This is a genomic window from Wohlfahrtiimonas sp. XWW7 (assembly GCF_056716055.1).
Map to the genome: position 1 here is coordinate 2,033,434 of NZ_CP168032.1, position 24,189 is coordinate 2,057,622.

At 38.5% G+C, this 24,189-nt stretch carries 15 protein-coding genes and 1 other RNA gene; 11 read left to right on the forward strand and 5 right to left on the reverse strand.

Features of this window, described 5'->3' with window-relative positions; all coding sequences use genetic code 11:
- Window positions 1-54 precede the first annotated feature (54 nt).
- Window positions 55-573, reverse strand: coding sequence for a Dps family protein (locus ACA100_RS09735; protein ID WP_481077518.1), 519 nt, complete (start codon window positions 571-573; stop codon window positions 55-57).
- 799 nt (window positions 574-1,372) lie between these two features.
- Here ACA100_RS09735 and allB point away from each other — a divergent pair.
- Together allB and ACA100_RS09745 are read left to right on the forward strand one after the other, a co-directional pair.
- Window positions 1,373-2,737, forward strand: coding sequence for an allantoinase AllB (gene allB / locus ACA100_RS09740; protein WP_481077519.1), 1,365 nt, complete (start codon window positions 1,373-1,375; stop codon window positions 2,735-2,737).
- 50 nt (window positions 2,738-2,787) lie between these two features.
- A complete protein-coding gene (locus ACA100_RS09745) occupies window positions 2,788-4,182 on the forward strand; it encodes an NCS1 family transporter (protein ID WP_481077520.1) in 1,395 nt (464 codons plus the stop codon).
- 86 nt (window positions 4,183-4,268) lie between these two features.
- Here ACA100_RS09745 and ACA100_RS09750 read toward each other — a convergent pair whose 3' ends face one another.
- The 4 genes from ACA100_RS09750 to ACA100_RS09765 form a co-directional block, all read right to left on the reverse strand.
- Entirely contained in the window at window positions 4,269-4,979 is a 711-nt protein-coding gene (locus tag ACA100_RS09750) for a hypothetical protein (RefSeq protein WP_481077521.1), read from the reverse strand.
- A gap of 113 nt (window positions 4,980-5,092) precedes the next feature.
- Window positions 5,093-5,441: RNase P RNA component class A (rnpB, locus tag ACA100_RS09755), an RNA gene on the reverse strand.
- A 127-nt stretch (window positions 5,442-5,568) separates the two neighbouring features.
- On the reverse strand, window positions 5,569-6,969 hold the full coding sequence (locus tag ACA100_RS09760) for a sodium:proton antiporter (RefSeq protein WP_481077522.1): 1,401 nt from the start codon (window positions 6,967-6,969) through the stop codon (window positions 5,569-5,571).
- A 183-nt stretch (window positions 6,970-7,152) separates the two neighbouring features.
- Window positions 7,153-7,749 (reverse strand): nitroreductase family protein, encoded by a 597-nt coding sequence (locus tag ACA100_RS09765; protein ID WP_481077523.1) that lies wholly within the window; start codon window positions 7,747-7,749, stop codon window positions 7,153-7,155.
- Between the two features lie 241 nt (window positions 7,750-7,990).
- Here ACA100_RS09765 and tkt point away from each other — a divergent pair, with 241 nt between their 5' ends.
- The 9 genes from tkt to aceF all read left to right on the forward strand — a co-directional run bounded on the left by tkt (window position 7,991) and on the right by aceF (window position 24,183).
- Window positions 7,991-9,964: a transketolase gene (gene tkt / locus ACA100_RS09770; protein ID WP_481077524.1), complete on the forward strand. Its 1,974-nt coding sequence runs from the start codon at window positions 7,991-7,993 to the stop codon at window positions 9,962-9,964.
- 76 nt (window positions 9,965-10,040) lie between these two features.
- A complete protein-coding gene (yajC, locus tag ACA100_RS09775) occupies window positions 10,041-10,496 on the forward strand; it encodes a preprotein translocase subunit YajC (RefSeq protein WP_481077525.1) in 456 nt (151 codons plus the stop codon).
- A gap of 80 nt (window positions 10,497-10,576) precedes the next feature.
- Complete coding sequence (secD, locus tag ACA100_RS09780) at window positions 10,577-13,420, forward strand: protein translocase subunit SecD (protein ID WP_481077526.1); 2,844 nt, start codon at window positions 10,577-10,579, stop codon at window positions 13,418-13,420.
- A gap of 95 nt (window positions 13,421-13,515) precedes the next feature.
- The gene (locus tag ACA100_RS09785) at window positions 13,516-16,839 is read left to right on the forward strand and encodes a DNA translocase FtsK (RefSeq protein WP_481077527.1); all 3,324 of its coding nucleotides are present in this window, start codon (window positions 13,516-13,518) and stop codon (window positions 16,837-16,839) included.
- 23 nt (window positions 16,840-16,862) lie between these two features.
- A complete protein-coding gene (locus ACA100_RS09790; protein ID WP_481077528.1) occupies window positions 16,863-18,239 on the forward strand; it encodes a M17 family metallopeptidase in 1,377 nt (458 codons plus the stop codon).
- Window positions 18,236-19,486, forward strand: a complete 1,251-nt coding sequence (locus ACA100_RS09795) for a D-alanyl-D-alanine carboxypeptidase (protein ID WP_481077529.1) — start codon at window positions 18,236-18,238, stop codon at window positions 19,484-19,486. The genes ACA100_RS09790 and ACA100_RS09795 overlap by 4 nt, the downstream gene beginning before the upstream one ends.
- A complete protein-coding gene (locus tag ACA100_RS09800) occupies window positions 19,486-20,052 on the forward strand; it encodes a pseudouridine synthase (protein WP_481077530.1) in 567 nt (188 codons plus the stop codon). The genes ACA100_RS09795 and ACA100_RS09800 overlap by 1 nt, the downstream gene beginning before the upstream one ends.
- 112 nt (window positions 20,053-20,164) lie before the next feature.
- Window positions 20,165-22,840 carry a pyruvate dehydrogenase (acetyl-transferring), homodimeric type gene (gene aceE / locus ACA100_RS09805; RefSeq protein WP_481077531.1) on the forward strand — a complete coding sequence of 892 codons (2,676 nt, stop codon included), beginning with the start codon at window positions 20,165-20,167 and terminating at the stop codon, window positions 22,838-22,840.
- A gap of 32 nt (window positions 22,841-22,872) precedes the next feature.
- On the forward strand, window positions 22,873-24,183 hold the full coding sequence (gene aceF, locus ACA100_RS09810; RefSeq protein WP_481077532.1) for a dihydrolipoyllysine-residue acetyltransferase: 1,311 nt from the start codon (window positions 22,873-22,875) through the stop codon (window positions 24,181-24,183).
- Window positions 24,184-24,189: the final 6 nt, after the last annotated feature.

Consider the following 24,189-nt stretch of genomic DNA (forward strand, 5'->3'; position numbering starts at 1 on the left):
TCTCTCTTTTTTACTCATTTAACAATGAATTAAGATATGTTTAGCAATCTTAAATTAAGCATTTTGAATCGTTTCATATAAAAACCATACTCGCTGTTCTGCTTGATCAATCCAATCATCTAATAAATTAGTTGTTGCATAATCATCATATTGATCTGTGATCGTATGCAATGCACGCAACTCTTGACCTAGACGCTGATTATCTTCCATCAAAATTTCTAACATTGTTTGTGCATTAACTGCAATATCATTATTATCTTGGATCGTCTGTAATTGAGCAATTTCACCAATAGAATGAATCGTTGTACTGCCAATTTTACGAACACGTTCTGCGGCTGCATCTACAATGGCTAAAATTTCTGTTGCTTGCTCATCCAATAATAAATGGTATTCGCGGAAATGAGGACCACTGACATGCCAATGAAAATTCTTAGTTTTCAAATATAATGCGAATACATTTGCAAGTAATTGGTTTAAACCTGTGGTAATCCGCGCAACACCTTCTGCTTCAATTGAAGTAGGCGCCCAACTCGTTTTTCTGGCCATTTCTGTAACAATTGCTGATGTTTTCATGATTTTTCCCTTTTCATAACTATATCTATGTACTGATTTGATGAAAGAAGTATACATCTGCATTCATGGCCAGACTATTTGATCCTCACTATATGAATCATAACTTTTTTTAATCGACCAGAAATCTTCAACGTCTTTATTATTCAAATAATTCTAACAATAATACTTTATTGATATAAAAAACCATTAAATTATACTCATATCTATTTATAATAATCATCAATGCATTGATATTTAACTATAAATATCATCATAAGCTATATGATTAACTTTTAAAATGAATGACCAAAAAACTCTCTTGCTTCTGTGAAAAACAATATAAACACATGATATTTATATCAATATTAATAGATTTTCCATACAAAACTCTTTGACTATGCAAGCGCCTTAGCTAAATGAGCACTGTATTGAAGATCTAAATCAAAATTTCATTATAAAAAATATTAGAACAATAACTTTTTTTATACTATACTTTTTTAAATTCTAATGTCATTGCAATCAGATAGCGCAATAAATATAGATTAAAATCAATCATATAATGATGATTTTTTATGGTAACTGAGCTAATACAAGGGTGTTTTATGCAACCACTAACAACTTCAAATTTATGCTCTCAGCACCTTATATCCTTTCTACTTTCTAGGAAGTACGCTCTTTTAAGCTCTTACTTTATAAATCATACCGTTAATAAAAGAGATAAATCATCACACATTTTTCATCTCTTTACACTAGGATTAACAACAGGGATAATTTTATCCATACAGTATTTTACAAACGCTTTTTTCAAGGAGACAACCCAATGAGTTATGACGTAATTATTAAGAATGGCTTAGTGATTTTGGAAAGCGGCGAAACCAATATCGATGTTGCTGTTAAAAATGGAAAAATCGCAGCGTTTGGTTATGACTTAGGTGATGCAGAAGAAATCATTGATGCCGAAGGCTTAATTGTTAGCCCAGGTATGGTGGATGTTCACGTTCATATTACTGATCCAGGCGGTGTTCGTGCTGATTGGGAAGGCTATGTGACAGGTACAAAAGCTTGTGCAAAAGGCGGTGTCACAACATTTGTGGAAATGCCATTGAATCAATTACCTGCAACAGTCAATGGTGAAAGCATTCGTAAAAAATATGCCGCAGGCCAAGATAAGTTACGTGTAGATGTTGCATCATTTGGTGGCTTAGTACCATTTAACCTAGAAGGTGGCATTCAAGAACTAGATGACGAAGGCGTTGCTGCTTATAAATGCTTTATGGCAACTTGTGGTGATCCAACATTGGATGGCGACTTCTCCAACGTGGATGATTATGCATTAATGGAAGGCATGAAACAAATTGCTAAAACAGGTAAATTATTGGCAATTCATGCAGAAAATGCAGCGATTACAGATGCATTAGGCCGTGCAGCTAAAGCTCGTGGTGAAAAGACATTGGCGGAATATGTGGCAACTCGCCCAGTATTTACAGAAGTTGAAGCCATTCGCCGTGCCATTTTCTTCGCAAAACTAACAGGCTGCCGTATTCATATTTGTCATGTTGCATGTCCTGAAGGTGTTGAAGAAGTGATTAAAGCACGCGAAGAAGGTTTAGATATCACATGCGAAACATGTGTTCATTACTTATACTTCACAACTGATGAATTGGATTCCATTGGCATGTCCGCTAAATGCTCACCACCAATTCGCGATCAAGCTGCACAAGATGGTTTGTGGAAATATGTGATTTCAGGCGCTGTCATTACTGCTGTTTCTGATCATTCACCATGTACGCCAGATTTAAAAGATAAAGAAAATGCATTTGATGCTTGGGGCGGTATTTCAGGCGTACAAAACAATGTCGATATCTTATTTGATGAAGGCGTACAAAAACGCGGCTTATCGCTAAAAGCATTTGCAGATTTAATCGCAACCAAACCATCAGAACGCTTCAACTTACCAATGAAAGGTTCAATTGCATTAGGCAAAGATGCTGACTTTGTACTCATCAAGCCAAATTCAGCTTATACATTAAAAGCTGAAGATTTAGAATATCGCAATAAATTCAGCCCTTATGTTGGCCGCACAATCAATGCACAAATTGCTCGCACAATTTTACGTGGCAAAACAATCTATGCATTAGGTACAGGCGTGACAGAAGGCGCAACAGGTCAATTTATTCGTCGATAAAATTAACACATGTCACAACTTTTGAGAGTAGTTGTTTAAAGGAAGGAATTATGGCAAATACAGACAATCATGATGTTTGCGAAAAAGCAGCCAATATTGATCAATCACTGCTGCCTAAAAAGGCTGAAGAACGTACAGTTGGTCAATTAGGATATGTATTTATGTGGATTGGTGATGGCATCAATCTTGGTAACATGACATTGGGTGCGAGCTTGATTGTAGCAGGCTTAGCAACCATGAATATTTACCAAACTTTTGCAGCTGCATTAATTGCAATCGGAATCATTTCGGCTGTATTTGCCTTAAATGATCGTGTGGGTTATCGCACAGGTATTCCTTATGTCGTTCAATTAAGAATGTCATTTGGTGCAAAAGGCGCAATCATATCTTCTCTGCTCCGTGGAATCCCCGCCGTTGTTTGGTACGGCTTCCAAAGTTGGATCGGTGCAACAGCGTTGAATGAGATTGTAAAAGTATTTTCTGGTCATACTTTTGATAATATTTTTATCTGTTTCTTAGTATTACAAGCTGTACAAATCATTTTATCGCTTTATGGTTTCCATGCGATTAAATGGGTAGAAATTTTAATTTCCATCGTTGTGATCACTGCTTTACTCTATGTATTTGTGATCTTATTACAGCCACAACATATGGCTAAAATCACTGAAAAATGGGTCAACACTCCAGGTACTTGGGGGTTACCATTCTTTGGTTTCATCATGATGTTTTTAGGGAACTACGCTGCTATTTTCTTAAGTGCAGCAGATTATTCTCGTGAATTAAAAACTGGTATTAGCGATACAAGACGAGGTTTTCTATACTTCTTGCCCATCGTGATTGCATATGGCTTCGTTTTAACAATTGGCGTAATGTTAGCATCTGCAACTGGCAACACAAATCCAGTTCAAGCATTCTCCATCATTGTTGATAATGATTACATCACTGTAGCAGTATCTGCATTCATCGTATTAGGCGCCATTGCTGTGAACATGGTTGCAAACATCGTTCCACCTGCTTATGTCATCACTTTAATCACTAAGATGAAATACAAGCCTGCTGTTGTATTAACTGGCTTATTAGCAATTGCTGCTTGCCCTTGGGTATTGGTTGATGAAAACTCAGCAAAAGGCTTACAGATCTTCATTTTGACGTATTCAGCATTCTTAGGCCCAATCGTTGCGATCTTACTATTGGAATACTATGTATTAAGAAAACAGCAAGTGGATGTGCAAGAGCTTTACAACACAACAGGACAATTTGCAGGCTTCAATAAAGCCGCAATCATTGCGATGTTGATTGGTGCAGGCGCTGCATTCGTTGAAGTGAATCTAGCTTGGATTATTGGCTTCGTTGTGGGCGGTGCGGCTTATATGATCTTAACGAAAGTAGCTTTCTTAGATTCACCTTTCCGTAAAGGTACGATCTTTGAAGATAAACAAAAATAGTTAAATCAAATACCTTGTAAAACTAAAAATGCCTGACTTGTTCAGGCATTTTTTATTGGCTCTATGGAAATATCACTTTTCTATTACTATTCTTGATTAAGCTTTTGCGGATATTCCAAGCCCGCTTGTTCAAATTCAGAAAGCTTTGATCGAAAAAATTCTGCTGTTTGAATGGCTCTAGCCATCTGTTCATCTTGTCTAAATGGTGAAAATAGAACCTCTACAAGTGCATAATCGTTATAGGTAAATATAATTTTTTCCCCTACAAAATCACCCATGAGATATTTCACCTCTCCATTTTCTTCAAAAACATAAATTATAGGATTATATGTACTTTTTCCTATGGATGATTTTCTAATCCTTTGATAACTCTTCCATCCCTGATAAGACGAGGGGATACTTATCCATTCATCCCCATCTTCAAGACTATAAGGTGATGTTTTAAAACGTTTCACCTTTTCTTTTCTCTCTTCTATTGTGTCAGAAGAATCAAACTTAATAACTATCTCAAGGTGATCTCCTTGATGACCACCACCAGGGTACATTCTCTTGTGTACTTTTTCACTCCAAGGTTGCCCATCAACAGTTGCATGAAGTTTAATATAATCAATTTCTCCAGAGCCCTTATTAACAGCAAAACTTCTTAGCCATGTTTCATTCGGTATTAAAAATGCTGTATCGCCAAATGGCATATAGGTTGAATGTAATTCTTTATCATAAATTCCTGGCTCTAAAACTTTAGGACCACAGCCTGATATTAAAACCAATAAAGCTAAAAATATTACTCTAACTTTCATAGCAACTCTTTATAATGTATTTGGATTTTTAAAATTACTGCAAATTTATTAGATCTTATATGGTTAATTCCAAAATCAAAAGCCTTCTTAGATAACTAAGAAGGCTTTCTTGTTTTGCGAGTCGATCTATAAGCCGGGTTCTGTCGAGAATTATCATTCATCTAGGGATACAATCACTCATATCCTCAAGCAACCTACCCGAATACAGTGCGGATCACACTATAAGTATTCCTATTTGGTCTTGCTCCAAGTGGGGTTTACCTCAGCTACATCAAGTCACCTTGTGTACGGTGCGCTCTTACCGCACCTTCTCACCCTTACCGAGACTTGCGTCTTTAGGCGGTTTAATTTCTTCAGCACTTTCCATCAGCTCACGCTGTCTAGACGTTATCTAGCACTTTGATCCGTGGAGCCCGGACTTTCCTCGGATGATTTCTCACACGCGATAATCCAATCAACTCAGGCGCAATTATCCTCTCTTCACAAAAAATGGCAACCCTTTTTCAAGAATTGCCATCATTTCATACAATTAATAATTTCCTTACTCCCTTCGGGAGTAAGATTAATCAAAAATATATTCAGAATTAATCTAAATAAAGAAAATCAAAGTTAACAACACGTAAACTGGGACTAATACTAAAACTGACCACTTCATATAACCGAAGAATGTCGGCATGTTAACGCCTGATTGCGTTGCGATACTTTTCACCATAAAGTTTGGCGCATTACCAATATATGTCACAGCCCCCATAAACACTGAACCCATTGAGATTGCCAACAATGTTGGGCTCAAATCAGTCATTAAATGCTGAGCATCACCAGATGCCAAGTTGAAAAATACTAAATAAGTTGGTGCATTATCTAAGAAAGCAGATAAAGTCCCTGTCATCCAAAAGTACATGCTATCAATTGGTGCGCCATTTGTATCATGCACCATATTCACAATACCAGACATTGAACCATCTGAACCTGCTTTTAAAATTGCTAACACTGGTGCAATTGTGATGAAGATCCCTGCAAACAATTTTGCAACTTCCAATACTGGATCCCAACCAAATTCATTTTTCTGATGAATTTCTTTAGATGTTGTTTTCAATGAAATCACTGCCATTGCTAGCAAAATAATATCACGCACAATATTTTGTAATTCAACAGGCGTACCTAAAATAGTGAATTGAATACCTGGCTTCCAGAAACCTGAAACCAAAACACCAACAATCACACCGCCCAATAAAATAAAGTTCGATTTACCTTGAATGCTGAATGGTACTTTTTCTGTCACAACATGTTCCATTGGCCCTTCTTTCTTATAGTAGTAACTATCAATCACAAAGAAAATTGCCAATACAATCGCCGTTGTAATGATCAAAGGCATAAACATGTGTTTCATCGTCCAGAAGAAATCAACACCTTTTAAGAAACCTAAAAATAATGGTGGATCACCCAATGGTGTCAAACTTCCGCCAATATTTGCAACCAAGAAAATAAAAAACACAACGATATGAATGCGATGCTTACGATTCTGATTCGCACGCAATAAAGGACGAATCAATAACATTGCTGCACCTGTTGTTCCCATGAAAGATGCCAAAAACGTACCAATCAATAAAATGATCGCATTTAACTTCGGCGTACCTTTTAAGCTCCCTTCTAAATAAATTCCACCTGATACTGTGAACAACGAAAAAATCAGCACCATAAATGGGATATATTCCAATAACAGCGCATGAGCAACAACATGGCTCATCTCTACGAAACCAAAAATGATAACAAATGGAATCATAAAGCCTAAACACCATAATGCTGTAATTTTACCAAAATGGTGGTGCCAAATATTCACTGCAACCAATGGAAAAATCGCAATGGATAATAAAATCCCAGCAAACGGAATTGTCCATAGCAAACTGGCATTTGCGCCATCTAAACCTGCTGAAAATGCAGGCGATAATCCCCCAAAAATGACCAGTAATAAAGATGTAAATTGCTTCATATCTTCTCTTCTATAATATTTCAAACAGACAAGATACTACCGCAATCATGTCCACAAGGCTACAAAAAATCTACACTTTTCTAATTTTCCATACAAAATCAGACGTTTTTTATGACAATAAAAAAGGATCATGTAGTCACATAATCCTTTGAATTTAATTCAATTACTTGTTTATAAAAACAATTAACCAAATACTTTAAAACGATCCGCTTCATCCATATAGGTTTTAACATCAGCTTGCGCAACAATTTCACCAAATGGCATTTGAGCATGTAATCGCCAAGATTCAGGAATGCCATATTCTTTAGCCACTTCAGCATCAATCAATGGATTGTAATGCTGAATATTTGCACCAATGCCATTTTCTGCTAATAACAACCAAACCGCATATTGTGCTATTGCTGTTGATTCTTGCGACCATTTTGGAAAATTATCCGCATACAAAGCAAACTTCTCTTGTAAACCCTTAACAACATTCTGATCTTCAAAAAACAGGATCGTACCAAATGCTGCTCTAAAACCATCAATGCGTGCTTTCGTTGGTTCAAATTGATCCGCAGGTACGATATTACGCAACTGTGCTTCTGTAATATCCCAAACCTTTGTATGCTCATCACCCAATAGCACAACAACACGTGAGCTTTGTGAATGGAAAGCTGACGGTGATTCATTCACTGCCTTCTTAATTAATGTCGTAATTTCATCTTTTGATAAAGCAACATTTTTACCCAATTGATAAATTGTTCTACGTTTTTCTAATAAATTTTGAAAGTGACTCATATTTTATCCTTTTGCGATCTAACGCCTAAATTATTGTTGAAACCATAAATTGTGTCGATAATTATAAGCATTCTGCCATTAAATGCGAACGATTTTCATCCAACAAACTGTTCTATAATTGCAACAATGACTTTAATCAGAAATATATTATGGAACAGCAGATCAACAAGTGATTTATCTAGTCAGATTCAGTATAATGATAGGATTGATTTTCTTATTTATTCATTCTAAGGATTTGAACATGTCGTCAATCGAACAAAAAAGTGCTAATGCTATCCGTTTTTTAAGTATGGATGCTGTCCAAAAAGCAAACTCTGGTCATCCAGGCGCACCAATGGGCATGGCAGAAATGGCTTATGCACTTTGGCATAATCACCTTTCACACAATCCAAGCAATCCAAATTTCTTTAACCGTGATCGTTTTATTTTGTCAAACGGCCATGCGTCAATGCTTTTGTACTCTTTGCTTCATTTGACAGGTTATGATGTTTCAGTTGATGACTTGAAAAATTTCCGTCAATTAAACTCAAGAACAGCTGGTCACCCTGAGCACGGTTATATTCCTGGCATCGAAACTACAACTGGTCCTTTAGGCCAAGGCATCACAAATGCTGTCGGTTTTGCTTTAGCAGAAAAAATGTTAGCGGCAGAATTCAACAAAGATGATTTCAGCATTGTTGATCACCACACATATACATTCATGGGCGATGGCTGCATGATGGAAGGTATCTCTCACGAAGCTTGTGCTTTGGCAGGTACTTTAAAATTAAACAAATTGATCGCATTGTATGATGACAATGCAATCTCTATCGATGGCGATGTATCTGGCTGGTTCACAGACAATACAAAACAACGCTTTGAAGCTTATCAGTGGAATGTGATTGGCCCGATTGATGGTCATAACATTGAAGCTGTTTCTAAAGCAATTGCAGAAGCTAAAGCACAATCAGAAAAACCAACTTTAATCATTTGTAAAACTAAAATTGGTAAAGGCTCTGTTTCTAAAGAAGGTTCTGAAGCAACTCACGGCGCACCATTGGGTGACGCTGAAATTGCTGCAATCCGTGAAAAAATGGGTTGGACTTCTCCTGCATTTGAAACACCTTCAGACGTTGCAGCTCATTGGGATGCTAAAGCTAAAGGTTTATCAATTGAACAAAACTGGGCAGCTGCATTTGCACAATACGAAACAAAATATCCAGAGTTAGCAAAAGAATTTTTGCGCCGTATGAATATGGCATTGCCTGAAAACTTCAACGAAATCATTGCCAATGCAATGACAGAAGTGAATGCAAAAGGCGAAAGCATTGCAACGCGCGTAGCAAGTAAAAATGCATTAGATGCATTGGCATCTCATTTACCTGAAATCGTTGGCGGCTCAGCTGACTTAACGCCTTCAAACAACACATTCTTCAAAGCAAGCAAAAACTTAGACATTGCAACAGGCGAAGGTAACTACGTTCGTTATGGCGTGCGTGAATTTGGTATGGCTGCAATCATGAATGGTTTAGCATTGCATGGTGGCTTTATTCCTTATGGTGCAACATTCTTAGTGTTCAGTGATTATGCGCGTAATGCAATTCGCATGAGCGCATTGATGGAACAAAAAGTTGTTTACGTCATGACGCATGACTCAATCGGTTTGGGTGAAGATGGCCCAACACACCAACCAGTTGAACACGTTGAATCTTTACGTTTAATCCCTAACTTAAATGTATGGCGCCCTGCTGATACAGTAGAAACAATGGCTGCTTGGGCTTCTGGCTTAACATCAGATAAAAACCCAACATTATTGGCATTGTCTCGTCAAAAATTATCCTTCCAACCTCGTACAGCTGAAGCTTTAGCAAATATTGCTAAAGGTGGTTATGTATTGAAAGAAAATGCTAATGCTAAAGTAACAATCATCGCAACAGGCTCAGAAGTTGAATTGGCAATGAAAGCAGCAGAAGCGCGTGACGATGTTCGCGTTGTATCTATGCCTTGCGTTGAATTGTTCCGCGCAAATGATGCGGCTTATAAATCAGCAGTCTTAGGCAGCTTACCTATTTTGGCTGTAGAAGCTGGCACAACTCGTGGCTGGTATGAATTTGCAGATTCAGTGATCGGAATTGATACATTTGGTGCATCAGCACCAGCAGAGCAACTATTTGAAGTGTTCGGCTTTACTGTTGAAAACATCAATCAACACGTTGATCAATTAATTCAAAAATAATTTCATTGATTGCAATTGTATTTTGAAAATTAAGTCTCATTATGAGATAACATCTTTTTATTTTTGGAGTTTTACAATGTTAAGAACGTTACTTTTATCATTAGCTGTTGTTTCTACTACTGTTGCAAATGCACAAGATGCCGCAGCTCAACAAGGTAGCATGACAAGCACATTGATCATGTTGGCAGTGATGGGTTTATTCTTCTACTTTATGATTATTCGCCCTAACAAAAAACGTCAAACGGAACATCAAAATTTGATGAACGAATTGAAAAAAGGTAGCGAAGTTATCACAAGCGCAGGCATCATTGGTAAAGTAGCAGAAGTTGCTGATGGTTATATTTCTGTTGAAATTGCAAACAATGTTGTGATCAAATTACAACGTCAAGCAATCGTATCAATGGTACCAAAAGGTACTTACAAGGGCACAGCAGATAATGCACAAGGCAACAAAAAAGCTAAGAAAGAAGAAACAGTAGCTGAAACTGCACAAACAACTGCAGCAGTTGAAACAAAAGAAAATAACGGTTAATACGCAATTTAACCTAACGAAATGATTGGCAAGTGAATAACTTGCCTTTTCACTTTTCATATAACAACGAAGAAATAATTATGCTAAACCGTTATCCGCTCTGGAAAAACTTATTAATCATAGTGGTATTGGCAATATCTACTTTACTTGCCTTGCCTAACTTATATGGCGAAGATCCTTCGGTACAAATTTCTGCAACTCGCACAACCAAAGTGGATGAAAAACTCGTCACAAATATCGAGTCGCTATTAACCAAAGCACAATTGCCATATAAAAGAATCGAACAAGTCGATGATCAAGTTTTGGTTCGTTTTAACGATACTGAAACACAGCTCAAAGCTAAAGACTTAATTGCCCACGATCTTGGCAATGGTTATATGACAGCTTTAAACTTAGCACCAGATATGCCTGAATGGTTAGAAAACCTCGGCTTCAGACCAATGTATTTAGGCCTTGATCTTCGTGGTGGTGTGCATTTCTTATTAGAAATTGACATGAACACGCTCATCACACAATTAACAGAAAGCTATGCTGATGAGATCAAAACATCATTAAGCAATCAAAAGATCACTTACAAATCTATCTCTGTTAAAGATTCATCCATTGATATTACCTTTAATTCTGATGCAGAAGCAGCAAATGCTCGCAATGCTGTTACGATTAATAAACAAAATCTAACGCAATTAAACTGGTCTATCAAAGGCAATACATTAATCGCAAAGCTTTCAGATGCTGAATTAGCAGAACGTAAACGTAATGTTGTCGCACAAAATATTGTGACATTGCGTAATCGTGTGAACGAATTGGGCGTTGCAGAGCCAATCATCCAACAACAAGGCGCTGATCGTATCGTTGTTCAGCTACCAGGCGTGCAAGACACAGCTGAAGCCAAAGAAATCTTAGGAACAACGGCTACTTTAGAATTTCACATCGTTTATGAGAACTCTAATTTAGAAGCGGCTCAAGTGGCAAGCGGCGCGAAAAATGCACCGTTAGGCACGAAACTTTATCACTGGCGTGATACTGGTGCACCTATTTTATTAAAACGCCAAGTGATGTTAACAGGTGAATCCATTGTTAACGCCGTGGCACAAATCGACCCTGAGAATCGTCGCCCTTTAGTTTCCATCACATTGGATTCACAAGGCGCTGATAAATTCTCTGTTGTGACAAAAGCGAATGTTGGCAAGCCAATGGCAACAGTATTCATTGAGCATAAAGTAGAAACCATTATGCAAAATGGCAAAGAAGTTAAACGCAATATCGTTGTAGAAGAAGTAGCTAACGCGGCAACGATTCAACAGCAATTATTCAAAAACTTCGTCATCACTGGTTTAGATTCATTGGAAGAAGCAAATAAATTAGCAATCACATTGCGCTCTGGGGCATTAGCGGCGCCAATTCAAATCATTGAAGAGCGAACAATCGGCCCTAGTGCAGGTAAAGATAATATCGATAAAGGTATGGCTGCTGGTTTCTACGGCTTAGCTGCTGTTATGGTATTCATGTTAATTCGTTACAGCATGTTTGGTTTAATCGCAAATGTTGTATTGGTTGCTAACTTAATCTTAATCATTGCCTGCTTATCTTTATTACAAGCAACGCTCACATTACCTGGGATTGCAGGTATAGTTCTTTCACTTGGAATGAGCGTGGATGCTAACGTACTGATCAATGAACGAATACGAGAAGTTCTACGAAAAGGTGTCAGCCCACAAAATGCAATCAATGATGGGTTCAATAAAGCTTTCGCAACCATCATGGATGCCAACTTAACCAGTTTATTTGCTGCTGTTGTTTTATTCTTAATTGGCTCAGGCGCAATCAAAGGTTTTGCTGTAACTTTATCCATTGGCATCATCACATCTGTCTTCACAGCAGTATTAATGAACAGAGCGATTGTTAACTTCATTTGGGGCGGTCGCCGTATTAAATCATTGCCAATTGGCGGCAGAGAGTTATTCCATATTTTCAGTGGTGAAACCACTTATGATTTCATGAAGCACGCTAAAGCTTGGTTAGCTGTATGTGCTGTTGTTATTGTCACTGCAATTGGTTCTGTTGGATTCTTTGGCTTTAAGTATGGATTAGATTTCACAGGCGGCACAGAAGTTGAAGCTGTTTATAAACACAGCATTGAGACGGATGATGTTCGTGCTGCACTTTTAGAAGTTGGTTTAGAAAATGCTGAAGTTCAACATTTCGGATCAAGCCGTGATGTATTGATCACACTACCAATCATTGAAGGCATGAATGAATCATCAATTTCTACAGCTGTTTTAGGTGCTTTAGAACTCATTGATCAAGATGTAACGATCAAACGTGTTGACTTCATCGGCTCCAAAGTTGGTGATGAATTGGTCAACAGTGGTATTTTAGCTTCTGTTATCGCAATTCTAATGATTCTTGCTTATATCTGGATAAGATTTGAATGGCGTTTAGCAACGAGTACAATTTTATCGACAGTACATGATGCGGCCTTTGTACTTGCTGTGTTTGCGATCCTTGGCAAATATGGTCATTTACAATTCGACTTAACCTCATTGGCAGCAGTTTTGGCTGTTATTGGTTATTCTGTTAATGATACCGTTGTTGTCCTCGATCGTATCCGTGAAAACTTCCGCGCATCTCGAAATGGCACACCAAAAGAGATCATAGATCAAGCTATCAATCAAACATTGTCTCGTACGATTATGACATCTGCGACAACATTGTTAGCAGTATTGGCACTTTATCTATTTGGCGGAGAAGCAATTCATTCATTCTCTTTCATCATGTTGATCGGTATTTTGGTGGGTACATACTCATCCATCTTCATCGCATCAGCAAGTGCTCTAATTTTAGGCATTAAACGTGAAAATTTATTGCCACCTAAAAAAGAGAAAGCAGATGAAATTCAAGAAGAATCGATGACATACTTCTAAAACACTAAGCCCCAGACCAACTGGGGCTTTTTTGATTTAGCTGAATGTATGGTAAACTTCTTTCTTTATTTACATCATTTATTGGGTGCTTAACATTGAAACAAGCCATTCGACGTCAGCCTCTTGAAATCACAACTAATCCAACAAAAAAAGCCAATAAGATTGTTTGTAATATCATATTCGGTAGCGTTGTCATCGTTGCACTATTAATGCTAGTGAGTTTATTAACTTACCATCCAGATGATTCTGCATGGAGCAAAACCATGGCAACATCGCAAGTGAGTAATTGGTTGGGCACTCGCGGTGCATACTTCTCAGACATTTTATTCAGCACAATTGGTAGAGCCGCATGGTTTGCACCAATACTGCTCATTGCATATGGTTACCGTTTAGTTTATCAAGAAGCCTATAAAAACTTAGACATTGAAACAATCATTATTAGAGTTGTAGGTGTCGCCTTGGTACTATTATCCCTTGCTTCCCTATTCAATGTTTATAATCCCAATGGCAACCTCATTGAACATGGCGGCGCGATTGGACAATTCATTGCAACGCTGCTTAGTCACTCTGTTGGTTGGCTCGAAAATATATTCCCAGAAAGTTTTATTTCCATCACCGTCAGTAAAGTCGTTCTATTTTTCTTACTATTCATCACAGCCATCATGGCCAGTGGTTGCGGCCCATTAGTTTGGACAGAAGCCATTGGTGCAATTTTAATTAAAGCATTCCAAATGCTCGTTGGCTTATTCAAGCAATCAAACGAGAAAGACAACACTGGTGATTTAGCAAACATTGAACATCTAATGACCAAAGAATCACATACCGAAGAAAAATCTGATGAAGGACAACCTAAAACAAGTTTATTTTCAAAATTCATCAAGCATAAACAACACACACAAGATCTAGAACCTGCCCTTAATGAAAATCATGATGATATTCAGAAAGAGCACATCCCTGCACATTCATTTAAAGCTGAACCAACCTTTGGCGCAGTACATTCATACACATCAGAAGAGAATACTGCTTCAACGATTACACCTAAATTTGAACCTCAAATGGATGAAAAAGGTGAACCAAAACTTCCTTCTATCTTCAAGCGCCCAACCATTAAGTCAGCACCACAAAGTGACGAAAATACTACGCCTGAAGATGCTCGTGTCAAAAATCTATCTGATTGGGTGAATAACGACGAACCTTTAGAAATACCAGCATCTATGTTTGCCAAAACAGCATCGGCAGAATTAGAGCCGTCCGCACAAACACCTGTATTCAATATACCCACAGAAAAACACGAACCCATTATTCCCAGTCAGACATTTAATGAGCCTGAAATTGCGCCAAATTCACATACTGGGCAATCCATGTTTTCACAAACTAATAGCTTTGCGGATCATAAAGCAACTGAAACAATCAGAACTGCACATATTCACGATGATGAACAAGACTTCAATGCTTTTTTAGAGGAACTAGAAAAATATCATCCTCCCAAATTTTCTGATGAACCAACATTTGCAACAATTGAAGAGCCTAATCACAATACAGAAACGTTCATCATGGAAAGCTTCCCTGACGTTGAAATGATCACGGAATCCACTGAAAAAGAGATCGACCTGCCTCAAGTCACAGAGTTCTTTGAAGAACCTGATCATACAAAACTTACAATTGAGCCAGCAATTGAAGAAATTTCTGTGCCAACATGGGAACCATTTGAACCTACACCATCGCCTGTACAAGCAGAGCCTGAACTTATTATCGAGCCAGAGCCGCAAATCGAAGCACCTAAACCAATTCAAGAACCTAAACCAATTCAAGAACCTAAACAAAACATAGTCATGCCAACACCGCGCATGCCCGAGCCAATGAGTGAAGGTAAAAAAGCAGAGCTATTAAAACAGTTCCCTATGGCAGGACAATTACCACCATTGAATCTTTTAGGTGATCCTCCGCCATCTTATAATCAATATGATGTTGATGAACTCAATGATATGGCTCAACTCATTGAGGAGCAACTTAAAAACTTCTCCATTAAAGTGCAAGTTGCCAATATTGAACCAGGTCCTGTTGTCACTCGCTTTGAATTAGATTTAGCGCCAGGTGTTAAAGTCGCGCAAATTAACAATCTTGAAAAAGATATTGCACGCGGCTTATCTGTCACAAGTGTTCGCGTTGTGGATATTATTCCAGGCACGAGTTATGTTGGCTTAGAAATTCCTAATCGAAAGCGAGAGATCGTCTACTTTAAAACAGGATTAGAGTCCAAAGAATATCAAGATGCTAAAGATCCTTTGACTTTAATTTTAGGTAAAAGTATTTCTGGCGAACCTGTTTTGGCAAACCTTGCAAAAATGCCACATGTGCTTGTTGCAGGTACAACAGGCTCAGGTAAATCTGTGGGCGTAAACACAATGCTTTTGAGCATGCTTTTTAAAGCGCGCCCTGAAGAGTTACGCTTAATCTTAATCGATCCAAAAATGCTGGAATTATCTGTTTATAACGACATTCCACATTTATTAATCCCAGTCATCACGGATATGAAAGAATCCGCCAATGCTCTGCGTTGGTGCGTTGCAGAGATGGAACGCCGCTATATGTTGATGAGTCAATTGAAAGTTCGTAACATTGCGGGTTTTAATCAAAAAGTCCAAGAAGCCATGGATGCAGGACAACCAATTATTGATCCTTTATGGCGTAGAAGCGAACATGTTTCTGATACTGAAAATCCACCATTATTAGAAAAGCTTCCCTTCATCGTTGTGGTGATTGATGAATTTGCGGACATGATGATGTTGGTTGGTAAAAAATGTGAGGAGCTCATTGCAAGATTGGCACAAAAAGCACGAGCATCAGGTATTCACTTAATTCTTGCAACTCAGCGCCCTTCTGTAGATGTCATCACAGGTTTAATTAAAGCAAATATTCCAACGCGAATTGCTTTCCAAGTTTCCAGTAAAATTGATTCTCGTACGATTATTGATCAACAAGGTGCGGAAACATTATTAGGCCATGGCGATATGTTATATGCACCTTCAGGCGTCAATGTACCAATCCGTGTGCATGGTTCATTTGTCGATGATCATGAAGTCAATAAAGTTGCTGAATTCTTGAAATTAACAGGTGAACCTGATTATATTGAAGATATCTTACAAGAACCAACAGAAGCAATTCCAGGATTATCACCAGAAGCTTCTGGCGTACCTGCATCGCCATCAGATGAACAAGATCCTTTATTTGATGAAGCAGTGAAAATTGTTGTTGAATCTAGAAGAGCAAGCATTTCATACATTCAACGTAAATTACGCGTTGGTTATCAACGCGCTGCACGTTTAATGGAAGAAATGGAGGAATTACGCATCGTCACTCCGCCACAATCTAACGGCAACCGCGAAGTATTATTAGCCGCAGATAATGACGATTATTAATTGTTACAAATTGGAGAGAGAAAATGTTTCATGAGTTATTAATCAATGCACCTTCAACTGTTAAAGCAGTGCCGATTTATCTATATCGCCAACTATCAGACTTTAACTTCTCTCCATTTGAGCAAAACTGGATTCATCAGTCTTTAGATAATGAACCTGAATTCTTAACAATTCCAGACGACACAGGCGCCATTAGTAAAATATTAGTTAAATTTGATTCCGCAGAAGAGATGTTCTCTTTAGGTGGATTTTATACAAAAGCACCTCAAGGCGTTTACTATATCGCCAATGAAGATTTAACTGCAGATGCACAGTACCAATTATTGCTAGGATTTGCTTTAGGTGCTTATCAATATAATGAGTTTAAAGAATCTAAACAGCCTAATGTTCAGATCCTATTCCCTAAAGAATTGGACCGAAAAAAGCTAGTGAATGAGATCGAAGCACATTATATAACGCGGACTTTAATCAATCGTCCACCCAATCATTTAAATCCTGAAACATTGGCACAATATGCACAGAGCTTATTTTCGTCTCATAAATGTACAGTGAATATCATTCAAGATGAAGAACTATTAGAACAAAACTTCCCTTTAATTTATCACGTTGGTCATGGCAGCGAATTTGCACCACGCTTGGTAGAAGTGACTTATGGCTCAATTAACCATCCAAAGCTAACATTAATTGGTAAAGGTGTAACATTTGATAGTGGTGGTTTAGATCTAAAACCTGCCAATGGAATGCGTTTAATGAAAAAAGATATGGGCGGTTCTGCTCATGCTCTAGCATTAGCAAACTGGATCATTAAAGAAGAATGGCCTGTACAATTACGTTTATTATTACCCATTGTTGAAAACTCTGTATCCAGCACAGCAATGCGACCTGGTGACATCATTAAAGCTCGCAATGGTTTAACAGTAGAAATTGATAATACAGATGCTGAAGGCCGTTTAGTATTAGCGGATGCAATCAGTTATGCATGCGAACAATCACCAGATGCCATCTTAAATTTTGCAACATTAACAGGTGCTGCTCGTGTCGCATTAGGCACGGAGCTACCTGCATTATTTGCTAATCATGATCAATTAGCGCTAGACTTAATCCATTCAAGTCAGCAAAAAACGGATGATTTATGGCGCTTGCCATTGCATCAAGCTTATAATGATTGGATTGATACAAAATTTGCTGATATTTTAAACTCATCGACCCAACCTTATGGTGGCGCGATCACTGCTGCACTTTTCTTAACCCACTTTTTAAGTGATAATATACCTTTCGCACATATTGATGTCATGGCATGGAATATCCGTAACCGTAAAGGTCGTCCTGTCGGCGGCGAGGCAATGGGTTTACGTGCTGCATATTATGGCTTGGCTAAACATTTTGAGATTGATCTATGAAAAAACTATTACAAAAAATCATAATCGCATGCATGCTACCAGTCATTGGCAGCATAAGTAGTTTGGCATATGCTAACACAGGATTTTCTGCCTTAGTTGTTGAACCCAAAACAGGCAAAGTTATTTATGAACACGATGCAAATCAGCGTCGTTATCCTGCATCTCTGACAAAAATGATGACGTTATACATTCTTTTTGAAGATTTATCGAAAGGTAAAATCAAAATGAAACAACGCATCAAAATTTCACAAAAAGCCTCACAGGCTGAATGCTCTTGTTTGAAATATAAATCAGGCAAGCGCATTCCTGCTGGCTCGACAATCACCGTAGAAACAGCAGTCAAAGCATTAATTGTGCAATCTGCAAATAACGTAGCCATTGCTGTTGCGGAACACATTGGTGGATCAGAAGCAGGTTTTGCAAAGCGCATGAATCAAACCGCTAAACGCCTTGGCATGAAAAACACACATTTTGTCAATGCTCATGGCTTACCTAACGATGCACAATACACAACAGCACAAGACATGGTGACACTTGGTATTGCGCTCTATAACCATCATCCTAAACATTATGCTTTATTTAAGCTCACAAGTTTTTGGTACGATGGATATGAAGTAAAAGGTCACAATCGCGTTAATCAAATGTTAGTGGGTGCAGATGGCATTAAAACTGGCTATATCAGAAAATCTGGTTCTAACCTAGTCACAAGCGCCCAACGTGGTAATACTCGATTATTTGCTGTTGTGATTGGCGGTAAAAATAGTGAATCTCGTGACAATATCATGGTTAACATTATGGATGATTCCTTTGATGCATTAAAACGCAACCGTCGTAATCCATCGATTTCTCCAATCATCACAGAGGATTTACTTGTCGGATATGATCCCAAAGAAAATCCCAATCCAAAAAGAGTCAAAGCAAGTAACCGCAAGAGTTCTGTACAAATCGTAACGAATGATAGAACACCTAATATTCCGACGATCAAGCTCATTTCAACTAGCAATACAGCTTATAACTCTAACCCACAATCTCCAGCATCCATTCAAGTGGGCGCATATAAAAATCGTAAATCTGCTCAAGATCGTGCGCGCATTGCACACCGAAAATTGAAGCAAGGAAAGATCGATATTGTACTGATAGATAATTTATATCGTGCCCGTTTATCAGGTTTTAACTACGAAAATGCTACATTAGCATGCAACCAATTAAAACAAATAGGTAATGATTGTTTAGTGATAGGAAAGTAATGAAAAAAACACCTTTAATAGTGCTCAATAAGCCGTTTGGCGTTATTTCACAATTTTCTGAACATGAAAAACATACGACTTTAAAGTCGTATGTTTCTTTACAGGGTTACTATCCTGCTGGACGATTAGATACAGATAGCGAAGGTTTATTATTGTTAACCAATGATGGCAAACTACAAGCAAAAATTGCATCACCTAAGTTCAAAGTCGCAAAAACCTATTGGGCACAAGTGGAAGGCTTGGTAACAGAAGAAGCCATTGCTCAATTACATAAAGGCGTAAAACTTAAAGAATTCACAACTTTGCCAGCCATAGCAGAGATTATTCCTGAACCTGAAAATCTTTGGGAAAGAGTTCCTCCCATTCGTGAAAGAAAAAACATTCCCACTACATGGATTAGCATCACAATCACTGAAGGAAAAAATAGACAAGTCCGAAGAATGTGTGCTGCCATAGGTTTTCCGTGTTTAAGGCTTGTGAGAACGCAAATTGGCAAGTTAAATTTATTTACCAAAAATTTAGAGCTTGGTGATTGGTGTTTTATTTCACAAACAGATTTATTTTAAAAATTCGTGCTATCATTTAAAGCAATTTATCTGCTCAGCAGATTAATTTTGTAAATATTTCAGTCAAATAGAAATTATTACAATCACATTATTTCAAAATAGGTGAAGAAATATGAGCGATTTAAAAACTATTCAAGATATCGATCCAATCGAAACTCAAGATTGGATTGCCTCCATTGATAGCGTTATCAAGACTGAAGGCAAAGAACGAGCACGCTTTCTGTTAGAACAGATCATTGAACGCACACATCGTGATGGCATCGAAGTTCCTTTCTCTGGCACAACAGAATACATCAATACAATCCCTGTTCACGAGCAACCAGCTTACCCAGGAAATTCCGATATCGAACATAGAATCCGCGCATATAACCGCTGGAATGCTATGGCAATGATCGTAAAGAGCAACTTAGCCGATTCATCTTTAGGCGGACATATCGCAAGTTATGCATCCCTAGCTACAATGTGGGAAGTTGGCTTTAACCATTTCTGGCATGGCCCTGAAGGGGATGATCATGGTGGAGATTTAGTCTTTTTCCAAGGTCACTCAAGCCCAGGTATTTATGCTCGTGCATTTTTAGAAGGCCGCATCACTGAAGAACAAATGCTCAACTTCCGCCGAGAAGTGGATGGTAAAGGCATTCCTTCTTACCCTCATCCTTGGTTACAAAATGATTTTTGGCAATTCCCTACTGTTTCTATGGGTTTAGGTCCAATGCAAGCCATCTACCAAGCACGCTTCTTAAAATATCTACATGCTCGTGGCTTGGCAGATACTTCTAAGCGTAAAGTTTGGTGTTTCTGTGGCGATGGTGAAATGGATGAACCAGAATCATTGGGTGCAATCTCATTAGCTGGCCGTGAAAAATTAGATAACTTAATTTTCATTGTTAACTGTAACTTACAGCGCTTAGATGGCCCTGTTCGTGGTAATGGCAAAATCATCCAAGAATTAGAATCTAACTTCCGCGGTAACCATTGGAATGTGATCAAATTAATCTGGGGCAACGGTTGGGATGCGCTATTGGCTCAAGATGAAAAAGGTATTTTGCGTAAGCGTATGATGGAAGCAATCGATGGCGATTATCAAACGTATAAATCCAAAAATGGTGCGTATGTTCGCGAACATTTCTTCAATACGCCAGAATTGCGTCAAATGGTTGCGCATATGTCAGACAATGATATTTGGCGCTTAAATCGTGGTGGTCACGATGAAAATAAAATCTATGCTGCCTATGATGCTGCCGTTAAACATGAAGGCCAGCCATCTGTATTGTTAGTGAAAACAATCAAAGGCTACGGCATGGGCCAAGAAGGTGAAGCACAAAATACATCTCACCAACAGAAAAAAATCAGCACAGAAACATTGCGTCAATTCCGTGATCGTTTTGAAGTACCTGTATCGGATGAAGAGATTGAAGAATTAAAATTCATCAAGCCTGCCGAAGATTCACCAGAGATGAAATATCTCCGTGAACGTCGTGAAGCACTGCATGGTTATTTACCAAAGCGCCGTCAAAAAACTGACAATCCATTACCTGCCCCACAATTAGAAGCGTTCAAAGCTCAATTGACTGCAACGCAAGAAGGTCGTGAAATTTCAACAACAATGGCTTTCGTTCGTATGTTGAACACGATCCTAAAAGATAAAGCAATTGGTAAACATGTTGTACCAATCGTTGTGGATGAATCTCGCACATTTGGTATGGAAGGCTTATTTAGACAATTAGGCATTTGGTCACAGGCAGGACAAAACTATGTCCCTCAAGATGCTGATCAATTGATGTACTATAAAGAAGCTAAAGATGGCCAAGTATTACAAGAAGGCATTAACGAAGCTGGTGCAGTAAGCTCATGGATCGCAGCATCGACATCTTATTCTGTCAGCAATGTGCCAATGATTCCATTCTTCGTATGTTATTCAATGTTCCAATTACAACGCTGTTTAGATTTAGTTTGGGCTGCTGGCGATCAGCGTGCTCGCGGATTCCTAATGGGCGGAACGTCTGGCCGTACAACACTGAACGGTGAAGGCTTGCAACATGAAGATGGTCATAGCCATGTATTAGCACAAGTCATTCCAAATTGTGTATCTTATGATCCTACATTCCAATTTGAATTGGCTGTGATCATGCAAGATGGCTTGAAGCGCATGATGCAAGACCAAGAAGATGTATTCTATTACTTGACCATCATGAATGAAAACTACCCTCATCCTGAAATGCCACAAGGCGCTGAAGCAGACATTTTAAAAGGTATGTACTTATTGAAGAAAGGTGATAACCCAGATTCAGCAAAACGCGTACGTTTATTAGGTTCAGGGACAATCTTCCGCGAAGTGATTGCTGCTGCTGATCTATTGAAGTCAGATTGGGGCGTAGATGCAGATCTTTATGGTTGCCCAAGCTTCAATATTCTTGCACGTGATGTACAGGATGTAGATCGCCATAACATGCTTCACCCAACTGATAAACCACGTATTTCTCATGTCGCTGAATTATTGAATGATACCAATGCACCTGTTGTTGCTGCATCTGACTACATTCGTTTATTCGGTGAGCAAATTCGCTCAGCAATTAAAGCGCCTTACAAAGTATTAGGTACAGATGGTTTTGGTCGTTCTGATACACGCGGTAAATTACGTGAATTCTTTGAAGTTAACCGCTATTACGTGACAGTTGCTGCATTGAAAGAATTGGCTGATCAAGGTGTGATCGAAGCAAGTGTTGTTGCGGATGCAATCAACAAATATGGCATCGATGCTCACAAGAAAAACCCAATCTCTCTTTAATATTGACCGAATTAAGAAAAGGATAAAAGATTATGGCAATGATAGATATGAAACTGCCTGATATCGGAAACTTTGATGAAGTAGATGTTATCGAAATTCCAGTTGCTGTAGGCGATACAGTGGCAAAAGATGATACATTACTGACTTTAGAATCTGATAAAGCATCTATGGATGTTCCTTCTGACGCAGCTGGCGTGATCAAAGAGATCTTAGTCAAAGTAGGCGATAAAGTTAAAGAAGGTGATTTGGTTTTCCGTATTGAAGCAACAGGTGCAGAAGTTGCACCTGCAGCGCCTAAAGCAGAAGAAGCTCCAAAAGCTGAAGCAAAACCTGCACCAGCGCCACAAGTGGAAGCACCAAAACCAGCACCAGTTGCTGCGCCAGTACAAACTGCAACGCCTACTACAAATCAATCTAATCTTGATTTCTCAGGCGTTCATGCTTCCCCATCTGTTCGTGCGTTTGCACGCGAATTGGGCGCAGATTTAAATCAAGTGAAAGGTTCTGGTCCTAAATTACGCATCATGCGTGAAGACGTTGTAGCACACGTGAAATCCATCATGTCAGGTTCTGGTAGCGTTGGCTCTGTCGCAACAACTAATGGTGGTGGTTTAAGCTTATTACCGTGGCCGAAAGTTGATTTCGCTAAATTTGGTGAAATCACTCGTGAACCAATGTCACGCATTAAGAAAATTTCTGGCGCTAACTTAGCTCGTAACTGGGCAATGATTCCTCATGTGACTCAGTTTGATGAAAGCGATGTGACAGATTTAGAAGCATTCCGCGTAATGTTGAATAAAGAAAATGAAAAATCTGGTAAGAAAGTAACAATGCTTGCATTCTTAGTGAAAGCTTGTGTTCACGCTTTACAAAAATTCCCAGAATTCAACAGCTCTTTAGATGGCGATGATCTCATTTTGAAAAACTACTTCCATATCGGCTTTGCAGCAGATACACCAAATGGTTTAGTTGTGCCTGTGATTCGCGATTGTGATAAAAAATCTGTGATTGAAATTGCTTCTGAAATGGGTGAATTGGCTAAATTAGCTCGTGATGGCAAATTGAAACCTGATCAAATGCAAGGCGGTTGTTTCACAATCTCTTCATTGGGCGGCATTGGTGGTACAGCATTTACACCAATCATTAACGCACCTGAAGTTGCAATTTTAGGCGTTTCTCGCTCTATTATGAAACCAGTTTGGAATGGTAAAGAATTCGAACCACGCTTAATGTTGCCATTATCATTGTCATACGATCATCGTGTGATTGATGGTGCAGCTGGCGCGCGCTTCGTTGTTCACTTAAACCAATGCTTAGCAGATATGCGTCGCATTTTAGTATAAGGAACG

Bases quoted from the DNA above. Each gene is read 5' to 3' on its own strand.
- ACA100_RS09735 (WP_481077518.1), bottom strand. From the start codon at position 573: ATGAAAACATCAGCAATTGTTACAGAAATGGCCAGAAAAACGAGTTGG.
- aceE (WP_481077531.1), top strand. From the start codon at position 20,165: ATGAGCGATTTAAAAACTATTCAAGATATCGATCCAATCGAAACTCAA.
- ACA100_RS09800 (WP_481077530.1), top strand. From the start codon at position 19,486: ATGAAAAAAACACCTTTAATAGTGCTCAATAAGCCGTTTGGCGTTATT.
- yajC (WP_481077525.1), top strand. From the start codon at position 10,041: ATGTTAAGAACGTTACTTTTATCATTAGCTGTTGTTTCTACTACTGTT.
- ACA100_RS09795 (WP_481077529.1), top strand. From the start codon at position 18,236: ATGAAAAAACTATTACAAAAAATCATAATCGCATGCATGCTACCAGTC.
- ACA100_RS09760 (WP_481077522.1), bottom strand. From the start codon at position 6,969: ATGAAGCAATTTACATCTTTATTACTGGTCATTTTTGGGGGATTATCG.
- allB (WP_481077519.1), top strand. From the start codon at position 1,373: ATGAGTTATGACGTAATTATTAAGAATGGCTTAGTGATTTTGGAAAGC.
- ACA100_RS09790 (WP_481077528.1), top strand. From the start codon at position 16,863: ATGTTTCATGAGTTATTAATCAATGCACCTTCAACTGTTAAAGCAGTG.
- ACA100_RS09765 (WP_481077523.1), bottom strand. From the start codon at position 7,749: ATGAGTCACTTTCAAAATTTATTAGAAAAACGTAGAACAATTTATCAA.
- ACA100_RS09745 (WP_481077520.1), top strand. From the start codon at position 2,788: ATGGCAAATACAGACAATCATGATGTTTGCGAAAAAGCAGCCAATATT.
- secD (WP_481077526.1), top strand. From the start codon at position 10,577: ATGCTAAACCGTTATCCGCTCTGGAAAAACTTATTAATCATAGTGGTA.
- ACA100_RS09750 (WP_481077521.1), bottom strand. From the start codon at position 4,979: ATGAAAGTTAGAGTAATATTTTTAGCTTTATTGGTTTTAATATCAGGC.
- tkt (WP_481077524.1), top strand. From the start codon at position 7,991: ATGTCGTCAATCGAACAAAAAAGTGCTAATGCTATCCGTTTTTTAAGT.
- aceF (WP_481077532.1), top strand. From the start codon at position 22,873: ATGGCAATGATAGATATGAAACTGCCTGATATCGGAAACTTTGATGAA.